Source organism: Oceanobacillus chungangensis (genome assembly GCF_003369565.1).
Lineage (GTDB): Bacteria > Bacillota > Bacilli > Bacillales > Amphibacillaceae > Oceanobacillus > Oceanobacillus chungangensis.
The window spans coordinates 72,953-91,298 of the sequence record NZ_PIOD01000006.1; the positions used below are offsets into that span (position 1 = coordinate 72,953).

The following is an 18,346-nucleotide window of genomic DNA, read 5'->3' on the forward strand; positions in this document are numbered from 1 at the left end:
AATCCGGAAAAGTGATTAAGTAGAATCTTATCATGAGGTGAAGGTTATAAGGTAATCCCTAAAATGTATCGTTAGCTATAGTTAAAAACTATAGACGCAGAGGATAATAATGACAGTTCGCTTCAGGTCCAATCTTTTTTTAGCAGACGAAAGCATCTATGCCAAGTCGTGATCAGCACCGGGGAGCGTGGGGGAAGGTTTGATGTGAAACCCAATTAGCTCTTAGGTTAACTACGGGACAATGATGAGGTGACCCATTGGAGCCTGCATACTTAAATTAATCACGATGTAATTAAAATGCATTTTTTCAATAAAAATTGTATATATTAGTGTTACTAATAATAAATATGTGTTACTAAGGAGGAAATAATGGAAGATTCATCGTTAAGAAGATTTGGGGTATCCATGGAAGGAAATTTACTTTGGAAGTTTGACAACTTAATCAAACAAAGAGGATATGAAAATCGCTCTGAAGCCGTTCGAGACCTTGTGCGTGACGCACTTATCCAACATTCATGGGAAAAAGATGAGCAAATAGTGGCAGGTAGCATCCTATTATTTTATGACCATCACAAGAGAAATCTCCAAGAAGAACTTACAAACACCCAGCATTCTATGCACGATAATATTATGGCCACCACACATTTTCACCTCGATCACTCTAATTGTTTAGAACTAATCATCGTAAAGGGAAAAGCCAGAGACATCCAGCAACTCAGTAATAAATTAACTAGTTTAAAGGGTGTTCAGTATGGAAAGTTTACAGTAGCACCAGTAGAGTAAATAAATTTGTAATTGATATGTTTACATGTCAAGTCTTTGACGATCTGTCTGGAAAGTTTTATTTATCCGTACTATTTTAAGTAAAAAGTAATACCTATTATATAGGGATAATCATCAGTACAAAAACACTAGTTTATTTATTTTTGTATAACGGTGTTACGTTTTTAAGAAAAAGTAACACGTTTTCAAATCGTAACAGTTGATATATAAATATTAATTGTGCTTTTTTTTGACCGATCGTGTTACGAATGTTTAAAAAGGTAACACGATATTAATTGGAAATAATCTTTCTTTCTGTAAAAATTTGGGAGATAAACTTCTTTGGAATATTGGAACCCGAACAGCTTCTGTTACGAATTAGTAAAAAGATTACTAAATTGAATGGGAAGAGGCGTTTTTCATTTGGATAGAAGAACTGTAATCTTAAAAAAGCTATTAACAAGATTAATGGGTTTTATTGCTGCTATGTTGTTGTTATCTATTATTGTATTTTACATAGCACGCTTAGCACCAGGTGATCCGCTGCAATCATTTTACGGTGATGCTGTTGAGTCTATGACCACACAAGAACTGCAGGAAGCTCGAAAGCGCTTAGGGTTGGATGCACCAAACCATATTCAATATATCAGATGGATTACCAATGCATTTCACGGAGAGTTTGGGCTATCCCTGAAATACAAAATACCTGTGATGGAAGTTGTTTCGCCACTAATTGGAAACACATTAATATTAGGCGGTATATCCTATCTAGTGGTTTTCATCTTCGCAATCTTACTAGCAATATCCTGTGCGTTGTTTGAAGATACGTTATTTGACCGCATCATCTGCAAAGTGGGAACAGCGGCCTATTATATACCTGCATTCTGGTTGGGTGTTGTCTTGGTACTTATTTTTAGTATTAATCTCAACTGGTTGCCGAGCAGTGGTGCCTATGATTTTGGGAAATCTGGGGATCTTCTAAATCGTCTTGAACATTTAGTCTTACCTTTAATCGTCATGGTACTGAGTCATCTGTGGTACTACGCTTATATGTTTCGTAATAAGCTTTTGGATGAGTTTCGCAAGGATTATATCATTTTGGCAAAAACAAAGGGCTTGAAAAAAGTTGAGATCATTGTCAAACATTGTCTTCGCAATATTGCTCCAACCATTATAAGTATTATGGCCATTTCCTCGCCACACATATTGAGTGGAACGTATATTGCAGAGGCGGTATTTAATTATCCCGGAATTGGTGCGTTATCTGTTGAGAGTGCAAAATATCACGATTATAATCTGTTAATGCTGTTAGTTTTGATTACCGGCGTATTAGTTATTATTAGTAGTATTATTGCACAATCCATTAATGAGATGATAGACCCTATGTTGAAGGAACAGGAGGCAGCAACGTGGAAGAAAGCAACGAAGAACAGTTCATCATGGTAGGTGCTAATTACAAGGAGCACATCCCAAAGGAAAAGATACCGTCTTTTTCGAAAAGGTTAAAGGGAAAGCCTATTATTTCCGTGATTGTTCTTGCCGCTATCGTTTTATGTTGTATTTTTGCAGGGGATTTAATCAATCATGACCCCAGCAGTTTTTATCTAAAGAATCTCAACGAACCACCAAATTCAGAATTCTATTTTGGAACGGACTCACTGGGGCGAGATATTTATTCTATGATTTGGTACGGTGGTCGAGCATCCATTATTATCGGCATTTTAAGTATGGTCATTATTACGGTCATTGGTGTTACATATGGTTGTATCAGTGGAACAGCGAATGCCAAAATTGATGCAGCTATGATGCGTGCTGTAGAGATTTTAAACAGTATTCCATCATTATTGCTTTTATTATTGCTAGTTTCGATTATAGGAAAGCAAGACATATTGAAAATTTCTTTCATTATCGGTGTTACCGGTTGGTTTGCTCTGGCAAGAATTGTACGCAGCGAAGTTAGACAGATACGTAATTATGAATATGTGCTTGCTGCAAGGTGTATGGGAGCAAACTTCCTGCATGTGATGTATAGACATTTGATTCCAAACGTTGTTTCTGCCATTTTATTCGTTGTTATATCAAGCATCAGTACTAGTATGGCTATGGAATCCACTCTAAGTTTTCTTGGACTTGGGCTCCCTATAGATGTTATTTCCTGGGGCAGCATGCTTTCACTTGCAAATAGAGCACTATTATCAAATACTTGGTGGGTCATTATTATACCTGGTGTATTTTTAGTCATTACTTTATTGGTAATAACCAATATCGGCAATTATTTTAGAAAAGAAACAAATAGAAGGGCCAGTAATCTATAAATATATATATTTTTCCCGAATTAACTGGCTGTAAGACCCTCACTTTAAAAAATGAGGGAAATCAAGAGTTATAAGTGGGGATCAACAGCAAGTAAAATCCCGATTCTGTTCAACTAGCATTCAGTCGGGGATGAATAAATCCCCCACTGAATGAAGTTTCACTTTATTGAGCTCTTGCTCTTTAAATAAAAGTCTCTGTTAATTATTGCTGTTGACACATTTCATTATTAACAAAACAAAGCCAAATAATAAATTCTAGGAGGCAATTAGTGATGAGAATTAAGAACAACAGGAGAAAGCTTATAACTATTATACTATTAATGCTTTGTCTGAGCCTTTCTGCTTGTTCCGGTATGAATGAGGAAGATGATAGTAAGACAAAAACGGCGGAGGAGTCAGACCTCTCCAACACGTTAATATACGCAGGGGAAAGTGCAGATACCATTAACCCCATTCTTAACACACATGATGAATTGCCGAATATCATTTTCTCTGGACTCATGAAATATGATGCAAACGGCAAACCGGTTGTGGATCTGTCTGAAAGCTATGAATATGATGATGAAGCAAATACTTATACTTTCAAATTAAGAAAAGGTGTCAAATGGCATGATGGTACAGATTTCACTGCAGACGATGTTGTCTATACTTATGAAGTTTTAACAAAAGACAAAACTTTATCAGCAAGTATCACTAGTAATTATGAGGATATTAGCAGTGTTACTGCACCTGATGACCATACAGTTGTCATTAAACTTTCTAAATACAATGCGGCAATGCTTGATTATTTTACAATGGGCATTATACCGAAGCATTTACTCGAAGGGGAAGATATTAATACAGCCTCCTTTAATCAGTACCCTGTTGGTACAGGTCGCTATAAATTTGTTGATTGGGATACCGCGGGCGGCATGATCACGCTTGAGAGAAACGAAGATTATTATGAAAAGGTTCCGAATATTGAGAGAGTTATTTATAAAACAGTTTCTGTTGAAAGCACGAAAGCAACAATGCTTGAGTCAGGTGAGGCAGACCTTGCATGGCTCAATGCGAATTATGCTGAAAATTTCCGTGACAAAGATCAATTTAAAAATATCGACTTTCAAACAGCCGATTTTCGTGGTATGTCTATGAATCTACAATCAGACTATTGGAAGAAAAATGCGGATTCAATTGGCGTACTCAACTATGCCATTAATAAACAAGAAATCGTTGACAGCGTGTTAAAAGGTAGAGGATTTGTGGCATACAGTCCGATTCAGCTGAATGCTTATGGCGGCAATAAGGCTGCGGATATCTATCCTTATGATCTTGATAAATTTGCAAAAGAGATGGAAGCACTTGGCTGGACCAAAAATAAAGATGGTATTTACGAGAGAGATGAGGAAAAATTCCATTTCACCATTCAAGTTCGTGACTACGAGGAAGAGCGTGTAGATATCGCGAATATTGTCTCAACGATGCTGAAAAAAGCAGGCGTTGACATGGAAGTTGTACTTGTGACAAAGTTTGATTGGGAAGCAGGATACAATGGTTTCCTTTATGGCAGTGCTGCTCAGTTTGATCCTGATATGAGCTATGTTGGCTTTGTAACCAATGCTAGCGGCAATACCATGCACTACTCTAATCCAAAAGTAGATGAATTATTAAAGACGGGAAGATCTACTTCTGATGAGAATGAAAGGAAAAAAATATACGGTGAATTCGAAGTTGCATATGCAGAGCAGCCGGGAATCGTTTTAATTTCTTATCTTGATGGTAACTACGTAAGCATATCGGGACTTGATGGCCTTGACACTACAAGAGTTCTTGGACACCATGCTGTAGGTGTAATGTGGAACATTGAAAATTGGACACTCAATAAATAATTGTATCACCGGGTGTTTTAGTGAATACCCGGTCGTTTTTTAAATAATATTCAGAGAGGTATTAATGATTATGGAACCAATTTTACAACTAAAAAATTTATCTATTAGCTTTGATACAGCTAATGGTGAGGTAGAAGCTGTTAGAGATGTGAATTTATCTCTTCAGAAGGGTGAAATTTTAGCTATTGTAGGTGAATCAGGCTGTGGTAAAACAGTACTTGGTCAATCTGTTCTGAAGCTGCTCCCGAAAAATTCAAGGATCAAGGAAGGACAGATCATAGTTGATGGTGAAGATATCACGAATTACAAAGAGAAAAAGATGCGCAATCTTAGAGGGCCAGCCCTATCAATGGTGTTTCAGGACCCAATGACGACATTGAATCCAACGATTCCTATTGGAAAACAGATTACAGAATCGATCTTAAAGCATAATAAAGTCAGCAGGGAAGAGGCCAAAAAAATAGCTATTGAAATGCTGCATTTAGTAGGTATTGATGATCCTGTATATAGAATCTCCTTACAGCCGCACTTTTTCTCAGGTGGTATGCGGCAAAGATGTGTTCTAGCCATCGCACTTGCTTCCAATCCGAAAATATTGTTCGCAGATGAGCCGACGACCTCACTGGATGTAACCGTCCAAGCAAAAATACTGGATCTCCTTTTAGATATTAGAGATAAGACAGGTATATCGATTGTTTTTATCTCTCATGATTTGGGTGTTGTTGCGCGTATTGCAGACCGAGTTGCTGTTATGTATGCAGGAAAAGTCGTTGAAATTGGTACCGCTGAGGAGGTATTTTATGATCCTTGTCATCCGTATACATGGGGATTGCTGTCGGCTCTTCCATCTAATACAACAGAAGGGGAAAATCTTAGAAGCATTCAAGGCATGCCCCCTGTTATGATGGATCCTCCACCTGGTGATGCCTTTGCTGTTCGAAATGAATATGCTTTAAAAATCGACTATGAAGAGATGCCGCCGATGTTTCAAATCAGTCCAACACATTTTACGGCAACTTGGCTACTTGATGAAAGGGCACCAAAGGTTGAAGTCCCCCTTTCGCTAAAAAGGAGTATAAGTATATGAACTCAGATAGCATTCTAGAGGTACGTCATTTAAAACAGTACTTTCATGTCAATAAACATCTCACAATTAAGGCTATAGATGATGTAAGTTTTCAGATTGATAAGGGTGAAATATTTGGTCTAGTCGGCGAAACGGGATCAGGAAAATCAACGACTGCACGCACAATTATGGGCATATATCCTCCTGCTGATGGGGAAGTGTATTTTAAAGGCCAGCTGATTTCTGATAAAAAAATATATCATAAGAATAAAAAAGAGATTCAAAGGAAGATGCAATTTATCTTTCAGGATTCCGCCGCGGCCCTTAATCCGAGAATGACAGTGGAAAAAATTATTGCTGAGCCTTTAATAATCAACCATATAATCAATGAGAAAGAAGAGTTAAAGAAGAAAATAGATAGCTTGCTAGTAGAGGTTGGCTTGGATACGAGCTATAAATCAAAATATCCAAGCGAATTATCAGGAGGACAACGCCAGCGAGTGGCAATTGCAAGAAGTATTGGCATGAGCCCGGACTTGATTATCGGCGATGAACCAATTGCATCACTTGATATTTCTATTCAGGCACAAATTGTGACATTATTCCAGAAGTTACAAAAGAAACATGGGTTTACATTCCTTTTTATAGCGCATGACCTTTCCATTATTCGTTTTATCAGCGATAAAGTCGGCGTTATGCTTAAAGGTAAAATGATGGAAATGGCACCGGCAAAAGAATTATTTGAAAATCCCCTTCATCCCTATACGAAGGCTCTTCTGTCAGCTGTTCCCGTACCAGATCCCATTTATGAAAGAAATAAGAAAATCCTAACTTATGACGAAGAAAGCATACAAGCAGACGGTCAAATGGTAGAAGTCACACCAGGACACTTTGTTTATAAATGACCGGGTCCGTGGACTTCCAGTAAAGATGGCTGCAAATATAATTTGCAGATGAAAATATTGCAGCTATACCGTATAAAGTTTGGACCAAGTCAGTATTTATTCGAACGAGAAGTGGATGAAAACAGAAGAAGGAAATGTATATTAATTTAAATCCTCATTGTAGGGATTTGTAAGGAGAATTATCAGATGCTGAGGAATGGAATTGAATCCCTATTATTCGATTAGGGGTTATTCAATGTATGGAATACTAGTAATACGCGAAAATATGAATATATTATTGAAAGAGATTAGACAGGATGATTAAATTCCTGTCTTTTATTTTTGGGCTCAAAAAGTATACATATAAATTGAAAGGGGGGTGCCTGCTATTATGGGCAATGTCAATAATTGTATATTCAATAGGAATGTTTTGGCTGAGTAATTGTTATGTTGAGTTCCATTTACGGTAATTCCTTTTTACTGCGACTGGTACTTCATTTGTTTTTATCATTATTTATATTTTGTAAGTTTTCATTAAAAGAAATTTCCATGTTTTATCCTAGGTTAATAACGTAATACCCCTACCTAAAAAAGAACGGCATGAAAGTGATTTGGAACGAGTGGAAGATAAAAGAAAATACTTTAGCCTACTTCTACTTAAGAATCAAGTAATAATCTTGCCTATCATATTGAGTATGACCCGAGTAACATGTATATTTTATATGGCGATACTATTGAGCTCCAATAAAAATTAAAATAGACTAACGATTTAAAATAATAAACCATTTACAAAAACTGCCGAATATTATAAAATGAATGTCAACTATTACAATGAGGTGGTTGACAATGAAAATTCAAAAACTAGCTTATGTTTCTTTATTTGCTGCAATTATGGGGGTGCTTGGACTAATGCCTGCTATTCCATTAGGGTTTACACCTGTACCAATTACGCCGCAAACGCTAGGAGTAATGCTTGCCGGATCTGTGCTCGGTGCTCGGCTTGGGCCTAAATATGCCGCGTACAGTCAATTATTATTTCTTTTATTAGTTGCAGCAGGTTTGCCACTATTATCCGGAGGGCGCGGTGGTTTAGGGGTATTTGCGGGACCAGGAAGTGGCTATCTATTTGGCTGGATTGCAGGTGCATACGTCATTGGTTTGGTATGTTACAAAATGAAAGAAATGAATTTGTTACAGCTGGTTCTAGCTAATGTGGCCGGCGGGATGATTGTTGTCTATTTGTTTGGGATCCCATTTCAGGCAATGATGATGAATATTACGATTTTGGATGCATTTATCGTAAACCTTGTATTTTTGCCAGGGGATTTTATAAAAGTTATGGTTGGTTCATTGCTTGCTGTTAAACTGCAAAAAGCAATCCCAGTTTTTAAGGAGGAAGCCAAAGCAGCATGAAGGTGACAAGTACTTATAGAAATCATAAGGAGAGCCATCCGGAGAGGTTAGCTATTATTACTGCCGAGCAGCGGCTTACATACCGGGAGTGGAATAAATTAGTACAACAGACAGCTGCTGCATTTGTAAAGCAGCCACAAAAGGAAAAAAGAGTGGCAATCTTCCTCCCGAATGATACTTTATTTTTGCAGCTATTTGCAGGTGCCAATGAAGCTGATTGGGCGGTTATTGTTGGAGATATGAGGTGGAAAAAGACAGAGATAACCGCTCGGATGAAGCAGACTTCACCTGATCTTATCATAGTGGATAAAAGAATGAAAAACGATTTTCAGGATATTCCTTATCCCGTTCTCTTTTCAGATGAACTTGTTGGCTGGATAACAGAGGAGACTTATGAGCAAAGAAGGACTGAGAGGGACAATGTTCCGTTTTATATCGGGTTTACATCCGGTTCAACAGGAACTCCAAAAGCATTTATACGATCGCATGAATCTTGGATTGAATCATTTAAATGCAACCAGATAGATCTTGGCATGAATGAGGACGAGCATGTGTTAATTCCAGGTTCATTTGTCAGCTCTACGTTTGTATATGGGGCGATGAGCACACTATTTGATGGTGGAACGGTTTATTTGCTTAAAAAATTTTCTCCAGGGAATTTCATGAAAGTCTTGGAGAAATATCCGATATCTGTTGTATATGTGGTGCCAACGATGATCCAGGCAATAGTTAGTGAAGGATACAAAAGTGAAAAGCCAGTGTCAATTATTTCTACAGGTGCAAAACTCCTGCCAAGTGTGAAGGGTAATATTCGTAAGCTGTTTCCGCAGGCGTTAATTAATGAATTTTATGGATCTTCAGAGCTTAGCTATGTTTCTGTTTTAAAGAATGAAGACGTCAAAAAATATGACGCATCGGTTGGCAGAGCTTTTCATAATGTAAAGGTTTCTATCAGGACTGAAGATGGCAGTGAAGCAGAAATAGGAGAAGAGGGCATTCTACATGTAAAGAGCAGAATGATATTTGACGGCTACATAAATAATCCGCTGGAAACAGGCAAAGTAAAAAAAGGGGATTGGGCAACTGTTCATGATATCGCAAAAATGGATGAAAATGGTTATATTTATATTCTTGGACGGAAAAATGACATGATTTTATATGGAGCATATAATATTTATCCACAGGAAATAGAAACAGTAATTCGAAGTTATGATGGAGTGGAAGAGGCTGCTGTCATCGGAGTTCAAGACGACTATTGGGGAGAAAAGGTGGCTGCTTTTGTGAAGGGAGATGTAAATCTTCATTCCTTAAAATCCTATTGTCTTAGAAATTTAACTGCTTATAAGATACCTAGAATTTGGAAAAAGCTAGATTCTTTTCCGGAAACAACAGGTGGGAAAATTTCTCGCCAACAAATGAAAAAACTAATAGGAGTTAGTGATGAAAAAAGCGGTGATTGTTAATGCGAAGCGAACAGTAATTGGAAAGAAAAATGGTATTTTAAAGAATTACTCACCAGAAAGGTTAGCCGCCTATGTCATCCATGATCTTGTAAAAGACTTGGATGAGCAAGTTGACGATATTATATTAGGAAATGTGGTTGGCCCTGGCGGAAATATTGCCAGGCTTTCTGCTTTAGAAAGCGGCCAGCCTTATGCAACATCAGGGATAACGGTTGACAGACAATGCGGTTCAGGACTAGAAGCAATCCGGCTTGCTTGTCATCTCATCCAAGGTGGTGCAGGGGATATCTTTATTGCCGGAGGTGTGGAAAGTACAAGCAACTCACCATTTGAGTATCGCGCTCGTTTCTCACCAGAACATATTGGCGATCCTGATATGGGCATTGCGGCTGAAAACGTTGCTGAAAAATATGGAATTACTAGAGAAAAGCAGGATGAATTTGCACTATTAAGTTATGAAAGGGCGCAAGAATCTTTAAGAAAAAGCTTTTTCTCTGACGAACTGGTACAGATAGAAGGCATTCCGATGAGAGATGAAGGGTTAAAGCAAAATATGAATTATGAACGTCTGCTGAAGCGAGTGCCGCCATCTTTTAAGAAGAATGGAACGGTGACAGCAGGAAATTCATGTGGAATAAATGATGGGGCTGCCGCTGTTTTAGTGATGTCAGAGGAAAAGGCAAAGGAGCTAAACTTGAACCCTGTTCTTCGTTTTGTCGATAGTGTTGTAATTGGGACAGACCCCAATTATCCCGCGACAGGTCCAATTCCAGCTGTTTCTAAGATTTTGGCCAAAAATAACTTATCAATTGAAGATATTAATCTCATTGAAATAAACGAAGCTTTTGCTGTTAAGATCGCACTGTTTGCTCGTGAGTTTTCTATTTCCTATGGCAAAATAAATCCGGAAGGCGGTGCCATTGCTATGGGTCATCCATATGGCGCATCTGGAGCAATTCTTGTTACACGATTGTTTTATGAAGCAAAGCGTTATAAGCCACGCTACATGCTGTCTGCGATTGGCATTGGCGGCGGTCTTGGTATTGCCGTATTATGGGAGATGGCTATATGAAATCAGATAGGGTAACAGTGACACTTACAGAAGAGATGGTAGTAAACTATGAAAAGATTTTTGGAAAGCAAAAGTCACTGCCTCCGTCTTTTCCAATGCTATTTTACCAGTTTATCCCGTTGCCATGGGAATACGGGGGAGCTCCCATTCATCGAAAACAATTATGTTTTTGTCAAAAAAAACTTGTCATCGGTGAAACTTATCGTTGTGAAGTTACGCTTGATAGAAAAGTAAAAAGAGGAAAAAATTCATTTTATACCCAATCTCTAATTGGTTACGACTATATGGGAGAGGAGTGTTTTCGATGTGTATCCGAGTTGGCCATACGGTTACCATAACAGAAGAGATGGTAAAGCAATACGCTTTTCTTTCAGGAGATAATAATCCGATTCATCAGGACCCGCAAGAAGCAAAAAAGTACCACTTTCAGAAACCAATTGCACATGGCATGCTCGTGATGGGATTTGGCGCGGAGATTGTTGCGGCATTGGCTGGAAGGAACTGTGTTATTTCGGAATATGAATTGAATTTCGTGAATCCTGTTTTTGTCAATGATTCGGTTCAGCTTATCGCAGAGAAAAGAGAAAATTCAAATTGGGTTGAAATCAGAGGAATTGTAAGTGGGGTAACAGTAGTAAAAGGAAAGGCGAAATTTGAAATCTTATCCAATTCTAAATAAATTACAGGGCGCGTTTAGTCTAGGAACGCGTCTTTTTGCATGAAGGCTGGATATTTTACTACGTGAATTGGTATAATCATATAGTTAAAATAGCTAGTATCTTTCTAATTTAGTATAATTATATAGAATTTATAGGACAACACGATTTTTTATCTAGGAGAAAATGGAAAATGAAATCTTTTAACATCACCTTGGGTTTACTATTATTGAATTTATTTATTGCATTTTTGGGAATTGGTCTAGTCATCCCTGTATTTCCTACCCTGATGAACGAATTAGGGATTACTGGAACAACGATTGGCTATTTAACGGCAGCCTTTGCTATTGCTCAATTGATTGTTTCGCCAATTTCAGGGAAGGCCGTTGATAAGTTAGGCAGGAAAATTATCATTGTCATCGGTTTATTTATTTTCGGTATATCGGAATTTTTATTTGGGTTAGGTACGAATATCGAAACATTATTCATTTCTCGTATATTAGGTGGAATTAGTGCTGCCTTCATTATGCCAGGTGTTACAGCTTTTATTGCAGATAACACAACGTTAGATACTCGTCCAAAAGCACTCGGCTATATGTCGGCTGCAATAAGTACAGGTTTTATTATTGGACCGGGGATTGGTGGGTTTTTAGCTGAATTTGGAACACGAGTACCGTTCTTTTTTGCCGGAGCACTTGGTACAATTGCGGCTATTCTCTCAATGATTATATTAACTGAACCAAATCGATCACAAGAAAATAATGAAGAAGCTGCAGATGATAATGTTGGATTTAAGCGCGTTTTTGTGCCAAAATATTTTATTGCATTTATTTTAATTTTCATTACCTCATTTGGTTTAGCGGTCTTTGATTCATTCTTTAGTCTATTTACTGATCATAAGTTTCAGTTTACTCCAAGAGATATAGCCATTGTAATTACAGGTGGTGCTGTATTTGGTGCAATTGCACAAGTTATCCTTTTTGATAAACTTACTCGTATTTGGGGAGAAATTAAACTGATGCGATACTGTTTGATATTATCAGCCGTACTTGTATCTTTAATGACTGTGGTGCAATCTTATTGGTCAATTTTACTTGTTACATTTATTGTTTTTGTAGGCTTTGATTTATTCCGACCTGCCGTTACATCATATCTTTCCACTATTGCCGGGAATGAACAAGGTTTCGTTGGTGGTATGAACTCTATGTTTACAAGTTTAGCTAACATTTTCGGACCAATTCTCGGGGGAATGCTATTTGATATTGATATTAACTATCCTTACTATTTTTCTACAGTAGTACTTGTGGCAGGGATAACTTTAACAATAATCTGGAAAGCACCAGGGCATAACAGCGGTAATAAAGTAAAAGGTAAGAGTTAGGAATTGTAAGAAGGCCATTAAAAGCACTTAAGGAGCATTGTACTGAAGGATTATCCTTTACAAGTACAATGTTCTTTTATTTTCCTTTTAATTTTCCATTGTTAAAATAATATTTAAAATAAATTTAGTGCAAAGTTTACTCAAAAATCTGCTATTATAATATTTAGTATATTGACGAAAGTAGGCTGATTAAACTGTTAAGTTCCCTTCGTTGGTCCATATTCTTTATTGGACTCTTAATTTTTAGTTTTGGTATAACAATGACAATTAATGTGCAGCATCTTGGACTTCATCCATGGGATGTGCTCAATGTTTCCTTTTTTGAAAAGGTCGGCCTCTCCATAGGATCCTGGAATATTATTATCTCCATCATACTTATCATCATTTCCTGGCTGCTTGATAAAAGCTACATTAAGTTAGGAACGTTTTTTAATGCAATTTTAGTTGGCGCATTTGTTGATTTCTATATGTGGCTGGATTTCTTGCCTGCACCAACCAATACGTGGATTGATGTTGTACTAATGATTATCGGAATTGTGATTATGGGCTTTGGCGGAGGAATTTATAATGCTGCAGGAGTTGGTTCTGGTCCTCGTGATGGTTTTATGCTGTCGATTTCCGATAAGCTAGGTGCACCGATTGGCAGAGTTAGGATTATCTCGGAAAGCTTGGTATTAGTAATCGGTCTGATACTAGGTGGTCCTGTATTTGTATTTACGTTTATTTTTACATTTATTCAAAGTCCGATTTTCCAGTATTTTTATTTGAAAGTAGGAAAGCGAATTAATCTGATTGAGCAACATCGTTCAAATAAGGAGCTACCTAGTAATAGTGCGTAATATTCCTTTATTTTATCGGTTAAAAGGTTAAAAATGCTTCCACCTGGGAAAGATAGGGTTAAATAGGGGGGCGTTATATGGGATTCGTTGATAAACTTAAAAAGGGAAATACATCGTCAGGCATTGCGGCACTCGGGAATATATTTATTGCAGCAATTAAAGGTGTTGCTGCAAGCTTAAGTGGAAATGGGACAATGTTTGCATCTGCAATGCATTCTTTAGCAGATGCTATTAATCAGGGATTCGTATACTTAGGAAGTGTGCTAGCGGAATTTCCTCCTTCCAAACGGTTTCCTACTGGATTTGGTCGAGTGATCAATATCTTTTGTATGGTGGCTGTTCTTGTAGTGACGATTATGGCATATGAAACGATTAAGGAAGGCTGGCATCTATTTCAACATCCAGTTCAAACATCGGGTTTTATGCTTAATATCATTATTTTATTAGTATCGTTTATAGTGGATGGCTTTATCCTGTTTAAGGCAATGAAGGAAATTGCTCACGAAACAGGTGGAGGATCTGGTGGGATATTCAGCACCGCATTCAAAAACGTAGGGAAAGCCTCTCCAGCAACACGTCTCGTATTTTATGAAGACTTGGTTGCAACATCGGGTGCTGTTTTAGCGATTATCGGTATTGTACTCGCACAATCATTTGGTATTCTTCAAGCAGATGGAATTATTTCCATAATCATTGGATTGCTTATGTTGTTCGTTGCTTTTCGGGTTGGCTATGATAATATGATTGGATTAATAGGGGTAGCTGCTCCGAAAGAAGTAGAAGATAAAATTACCGGTCTATTGCTTGCGGACGAAGCAGTTGTAGACATTTATGGAATTAGAATCATTCAAGAAGGAAGATTATTTCATATCGAGGGCACCGTTGAATTGAAAAAGGGCTTAACGCTTGCAGAAGCGGATGATATTAAATTTAGGTTAAAGGATATGCTTCTTCGGGAGCCTGAAGTGGCAGATGTGTTGATTGGAATTATTGAGGATGATGATATTAAGAATTGGCAACCATAAAATAGACAATCTTGTATTGTCTATTTTTTTGTCCAAAATATAAAATTGTATCGCTTAACCTTTGTGATAAATTATTTTTTGCCAAGGAAAAAATTGAATTATGATGTCTTGAAGTACTGTGGAAATGATATTTTAGCTTCTGCAATCCTTTTTATTCCATGCTAAAATGATGGAAATTAAGAGGGGGAGAGAGTTATGACGATAAAATCAACTAACATTGTTTTATTTCCTGATAGGGTTCAGGAGGAGCTGTTTGAAACTTTAGACGATGTTTTTTATTACGCCATTACTTATTTTAAAGAGCAGATTAATTCGATTATTGAATCGTTATTTTCAGGCATGAAGATTTCTAGCCAGTTAGAGGATGAAATTTTTTCACAATTGATCTATTGGTCAACATATTGCCTGCCAATTGGTGCGAAGAAGGAAACAATATATCAACATTATTTACAAGCGAATAAGGAGATATTCGAATACAGAAGCTTAAAGGTTCGCGAAGTGCTTGCTAGCTGGCTGCATCTTAATCCAAGTTTTTATTATGTTGAAAAGAGTGACAGTTTAAGTGGCAGGGTATTTGTTTTACTTGATGTATTCAATGAGCAATCGAAAATCGTTTGTATCTATAATCGAAAGTTTCAAGCGCCTAAGCGTGGGGAATTAATTTCGGGACTGTTAATGCCGATGGGCGATGATACGTATACAACTTTGGGTGGGCTTATTCACTTACCTGGAAACAATATAGAACACGTAGTTAATGAAATGATTGCTTATGCAATAAAACATCGTTTAGGCACGAGTCTGGAAAACAGAAGAATGCTTTATCCTGTGTTACTACTTATTGCGCTCAAGCAAATGGCAAGTGATAAATAGGATGGTTGTGAAACTAATGGAAGCGAAACAGGTTGCCGAATTGATTGAACTTCTAACCGTTCGAAAAATAAAAATTGTCTTTGTCGAGGAGCTTGATAATGATAGGCTAGTTTTATTAAATCGTTCGTGCAGTAAAGAGTAAATCAGAATCGCTAGAAATTGAGGTTGGAGTAATTTGCACAGTGTTCTTCCTAATTTGCTCGCTCGATGGTTTTAGATTTGATTATTATCTGAACTGGAAATATTGTTCTCCTTAATAAAAGCTAAATATTGGTAGGTCATCTTTTTATAAATATAAGAGAACTTAACATATAGTGATAAATAGAGTAAATCGTTAGTAGTGATACTATTTAACCAATGTTTTCGCTTTCCTGCTGTTTTGCTTAATCAATCAGAATATGATAAAATTCTGTAGTTATTATCGGTTTAAGCAGTGAGACTGCTTAATAATACTATAGAAGAAATGGAGAAAATACAGTTGAAAGTAGAACAATTAAAGCAGGAATGGTTTGGAAATGTGAAAGGTGATATTTTGGCTGGAATTGTAGTAGCTTTAGCACTAATTCCAGAAGCTATCGCCTTTTCAATTATAGCTGGAGTAGATCCAATGGTCGGATTGTATGCCTCATTTTGTATCGCAATTGTGATTGCCTTTGTAGGCGGACGACCAGGGATGATTTCAGCAGCAACTGGTGCAATGGCAATGCTAATGGTAAATTTAGTAGCAGAGCATGGGCTTCAGTATTTATTTGCAGCTACCATTTTAACAGGATTGATTCAGATTCTTATTGGTATTTTTAAATTAGCGAAATATATTAAATTTGTTCCACGTTCAGTAATGATTGGTTTTGTGAATGCATTGGCAGTTGTTATCTTTACTGCGCAATTACAGCATTTTGTCGGAGAATCCTGGGTAATGTATGCACTTGTGGGGTTGACCTTAGTAATTATTTATCTTTTCCCACTGATTACAAAGGCTGTTCCTTCAACATTAGTTGCGATTATTATTATAACAGCTATCGTTATATTCGGAGATATTGGCGTTCGTAATGTTGGTGATATGGGAGATTTATCGAAGCAATTACCTGTGTTTCTCTTCCCGCAGATTCCGTTTTCATTTGAAACGTTCATGATTATTTTACCGTATTCCTTATCTTTAGCGATAGTTGGTTTAATAGAGTCCTTATTAACAGCTAATTTACTTGATGATATGACAAATACGGGAAGTAATAAAAATAAGGAAGCACGTGGACAAGGGATTGCAAACATCGTTTCTGGTCTCTTCGGCGGTATGGCAGGATGTGCAATGATTGGCCAATCCGTTATTAATGTAAAATCTGGTGGTCGGGGCAGATTATCAACCTTAGTTGCTGGTGCATTTTTAATGTTCTTAATTGTCGTGCTAGGTGATTTCGTTATTCTAATCCCAATGGCAGCACTAGTAGGTGTGATGTTTATGGTATCAATCAGTACGTTTGATTGGGCATCAGTGAAGAATATTCTAAAGGTGCCAAGGACAGATGCAGCAGTTATGATTATTACTGTCGCTATTGTTCTTGCAACGAATAATCTATCTTTAGGAGTTCTTGCAGGAGTCTTACTGAGTGCTATTTTCTTTGCAGTGAAAATCTCGAAAGTTAAGGTAGAGAGTGTGCTGGATGCGAAAGCAGAGAAGCGAGTGTATCATGTAGAGGGGCAGCTGTTCTTCGCTTCCGTCAGTGATTTTATTAGTCAATTTAATTTCGCTGAGCGTGTTAAGCAGGTGGATATTGATTTAACGCATGCACATTTATGGGATGGATCCGCAACAGGAGCTCTTGATAAAATTGAAATGAAGTTTGCACAAAATGGTATCACGGTGCAATTTACCGGATTGAACGAAGAAAGTCAGAAGTTGAAAAATCGGATCAGTGGTGTTACACCAAGGTAAAATGATGAGATTGTCTCGAATGTGAGTTTGAGGCAATCTTTTTTGTTTAGGTGATGCTTTTGTACTTGTGATGATATCTCTGTGTTCCCGCTGAAAAAATTATCTTTGTGCTGAAATCTTTGGTCTCCTGGTGATAAAATAATCTTCGTGCTGAAATCTTGGATCACCTGCTGATAAAAAAATTCTCGTGCTGAAATCTAGTCGCACCTGCTGATAAAAAAATTCTCGTGCTGAAATCACGTTGCTCCTGCTGATAAAATAAATCTCGTGCTGAAATCACGTTGCTCCTGCTGATAAAATAAATCTCGTGCTGAAATCTAGTCGCACCTGCTGATAAAATAAATCTCGTGCTGAAATCTAGTCGCACCTGCTGATAAAAAAAATCTCGTGCTGAAATGTTGTCTCTCCTGCTGATAAAAAAATTGTCGTGCTGAAATGTTGTCTCTCCTGCTGATAAAAAAAACCTCGTGCTGAAATCACGTTGCTCCTGCTGATAAAATAAATCTCGTGCTGAAATCTCGTCGCTCCTGCTGATAAAAAAAACCACGTGCTGAAATCTAGTCGCTCGTGCAGATAAAAAAAACCTCGTGCTGAAATGTTGTCGCTCCTGCTGATAAAAAAACTCGTGCTGAAATGTTGTCGCTCTTGCTGATAAAATAATTCTCGTGCTGAAATGTTGTCGCTCCTGCAGATAAAAAAAACCACGTGCTGAAATCACGTTGCTCCTGCTGATAAAATAAATCTCGTGCTGAAATCTAGTCGCACCTGCTGATAAAAAAATTCTCGTGCTGAAATCCCGTCG

18 protein-coding genes are annotated in these 18,346 nt (G+C 37.4%); 17 read left to right on the plus strand and 1 reads right to left on the minus strand.

Features of this window, described 5'->3' with window-relative positions; all coding sequences use genetic code 11:
• Positions 1 to 369 precede the first annotated feature (369 nt).
• The 17 genes from nikR (at position 370) to CWR45_RS06525 (ending at position 17,544) form a co-directional block, all read left to right on the plus strand.
• A complete protein-coding gene (gene nikR, locus CWR45_RS06450; protein ID WP_115749055.1) occupies positions 370 to 783 on the plus strand; it encodes a nickel-responsive transcriptional regulator NikR in 414 nt (137 codons plus the stop codon).
• 402 nt (positions 784 to 1,185) lie between these two features.
• Entirely contained in the window at positions 1,186 to 2,208 is a 1,023-nt protein-coding gene (locus CWR45_RS06455; RefSeq protein WP_211315939.1) for an ABC transporter permease, read from the plus strand.
• Positions 2,172 to 3,077: an ABC transporter permease gene (locus CWR45_RS06460; RefSeq protein ID WP_115749057.1), complete on the plus strand. Its 906-nt coding sequence runs from the start codon at positions 2,172 to 2,174 to the stop codon at positions 3,075 to 3,077. The genes CWR45_RS06455 and CWR45_RS06460 overlap by 37 nt, the downstream gene beginning before the upstream one ends.
• 272 nt (positions 3,078 to 3,349) lie before the next feature.
• On the plus strand, positions 3,350 to 4,945 hold the full coding sequence (locus CWR45_RS06465) for an ABC transporter substrate-binding protein (protein WP_115749058.1): 1,596 nt from the start codon (positions 3,350 to 3,352) through the stop codon (positions 4,943 to 4,945).
• Positions 4,946 to 5,015: 70 nt separating this feature from the next.
• A complete protein-coding gene (locus CWR45_RS06470; protein ID WP_115749316.1) occupies positions 5,016 to 6,032 on the plus strand; it encodes an ABC transporter ATP-binding protein in 1,017 nt (338 codons plus the stop codon).
• Positions 6,029 to 6,916, plus strand: coding sequence for an ATP-binding cassette domain-containing protein (locus tag CWR45_RS06475; protein WP_115749059.1), 888 nt, complete (start codon positions 6,029 to 6,031; stop codon positions 6,914 to 6,916). Before CWR45_RS06470 ends, CWR45_RS06475 begins: the two co-directional genes overlap by 4 nt.
• 825 nt (positions 6,917 to 7,741) lie before the next feature.
• Positions 7,742 to 8,308, plus strand: a complete 567-nt coding sequence (locus tag CWR45_RS06480; protein WP_115749060.1) for a biotin transporter BioY — start codon at positions 7,742 to 7,744, stop codon at positions 8,306 to 8,308.
• The gene (locus CWR45_RS06485; RefSeq protein ID WP_115749061.1) at positions 8,305 to 9,771 is read left to right on the plus strand and encodes an AMP-binding protein; all 1,467 of its coding nucleotides are present in this window, start codon (positions 8,305 to 8,307) and stop codon (positions 9,769 to 9,771) included. Before CWR45_RS06480 ends, CWR45_RS06485 begins: the two co-directional genes overlap by 4 nt.
• Positions 9,749 to 10,843, plus strand: a complete 1,095-nt coding sequence (locus CWR45_RS06490) for an acetyl-CoA C-acyltransferase (protein ID WP_115749062.1) — start codon at positions 9,749 to 9,751, stop codon at positions 10,841 to 10,843. Before CWR45_RS06485 ends, CWR45_RS06490 begins: the two co-directional genes overlap by 23 nt.
• Positions 10,840 to 11,181 carry a hypothetical protein gene (locus tag CWR45_RS06495; protein ID WP_115749063.1) on the plus strand — a complete coding sequence of 114 codons (342 nt, stop codon included), beginning with the start codon at positions 10,840 to 10,842 and terminating at the stop codon, positions 11,179 to 11,181. The genes CWR45_RS06490 and CWR45_RS06495 overlap by 4 nt, the downstream gene beginning before the upstream one ends.
• A complete protein-coding gene (locus CWR45_RS06500; protein WP_115749064.1) occupies positions 11,148 to 11,522 on the plus strand; it encodes a MaoC/PaaZ C-terminal domain-containing protein in 375 nt (124 codons plus the stop codon). Before CWR45_RS06495 ends, CWR45_RS06500 begins: the two co-directional genes overlap by 34 nt.
• Positions 11,523 to 11,692: 170 nt before the next feature.
• Complete coding sequence (norA, locus tag CWR45_RS06505; RefSeq protein ID WP_115749065.1) at positions 11,693 to 12,880, plus strand: multidrug efflux MFS transporter NorA; 1,188 nt, start codon at positions 11,693 to 11,695, stop codon at positions 12,878 to 12,880.
• A 218-nt stretch (positions 12,881 to 13,098) separates the two neighbouring features.
• A complete protein-coding gene (locus CWR45_RS06510; RefSeq protein WP_484203125.1) occupies positions 13,099 to 13,719 on the plus strand; it encodes a YczE/YyaS/YitT family protein in 621 nt (206 codons plus the stop codon).
• Between the two features lie 77 nt (positions 13,720 to 13,796).
• Positions 13,797 to 14,744, plus strand: a complete 948-nt coding sequence (locus CWR45_RS06515; protein WP_115749067.1) for a cation diffusion facilitator family transporter — start codon at positions 13,797 to 13,799, stop codon at positions 14,742 to 14,744.
• A 195-nt stretch (positions 14,745 to 14,939) separates the two neighbouring features.
• Complete coding sequence (locus CWR45_RS06520; protein ID WP_115749068.1) at positions 14,940 to 15,614, plus strand: hypothetical protein; 675 nt, start codon at positions 14,940 to 14,942, stop codon at positions 15,612 to 15,614.
• A 16-nt stretch (positions 15,615 to 15,630) separates the two neighbouring features.
• Positions 15,631 to 15,756 carry a hypothetical protein gene (locus CWR45_RS20295; protein WP_281271839.1) on the plus strand — a complete coding sequence of 42 codons (126 nt, stop codon included), beginning with the start codon at positions 15,631 to 15,633 and terminating at the stop codon, positions 15,754 to 15,756.
• Positions 15,757 to 16,077: 321 nt separating this feature from the next.
• Positions 16,078 to 17,544, plus strand: a complete 1,467-nt coding sequence (locus CWR45_RS06525; protein WP_115749069.1) for a SulP family inorganic anion transporter — start codon at positions 16,078 to 16,080, stop codon at positions 17,542 to 17,544.
• A 163-nt stretch (positions 17,545 to 17,707) separates the two neighbouring features.
• On the opposite strand, the gene CWR45_RS06530 is transcribed toward CWR45_RS06525, so the two are convergent.
• Positions 17,708 to 18,262, minus strand: a complete 555-nt coding sequence (locus CWR45_RS06530; RefSeq protein WP_115749070.1) for a hypothetical protein — start codon at positions 18,260 to 18,262, stop codon at positions 17,708 to 17,710.
• Positions 18,263 to 18,346 lie beyond the last annotated feature (84 nt).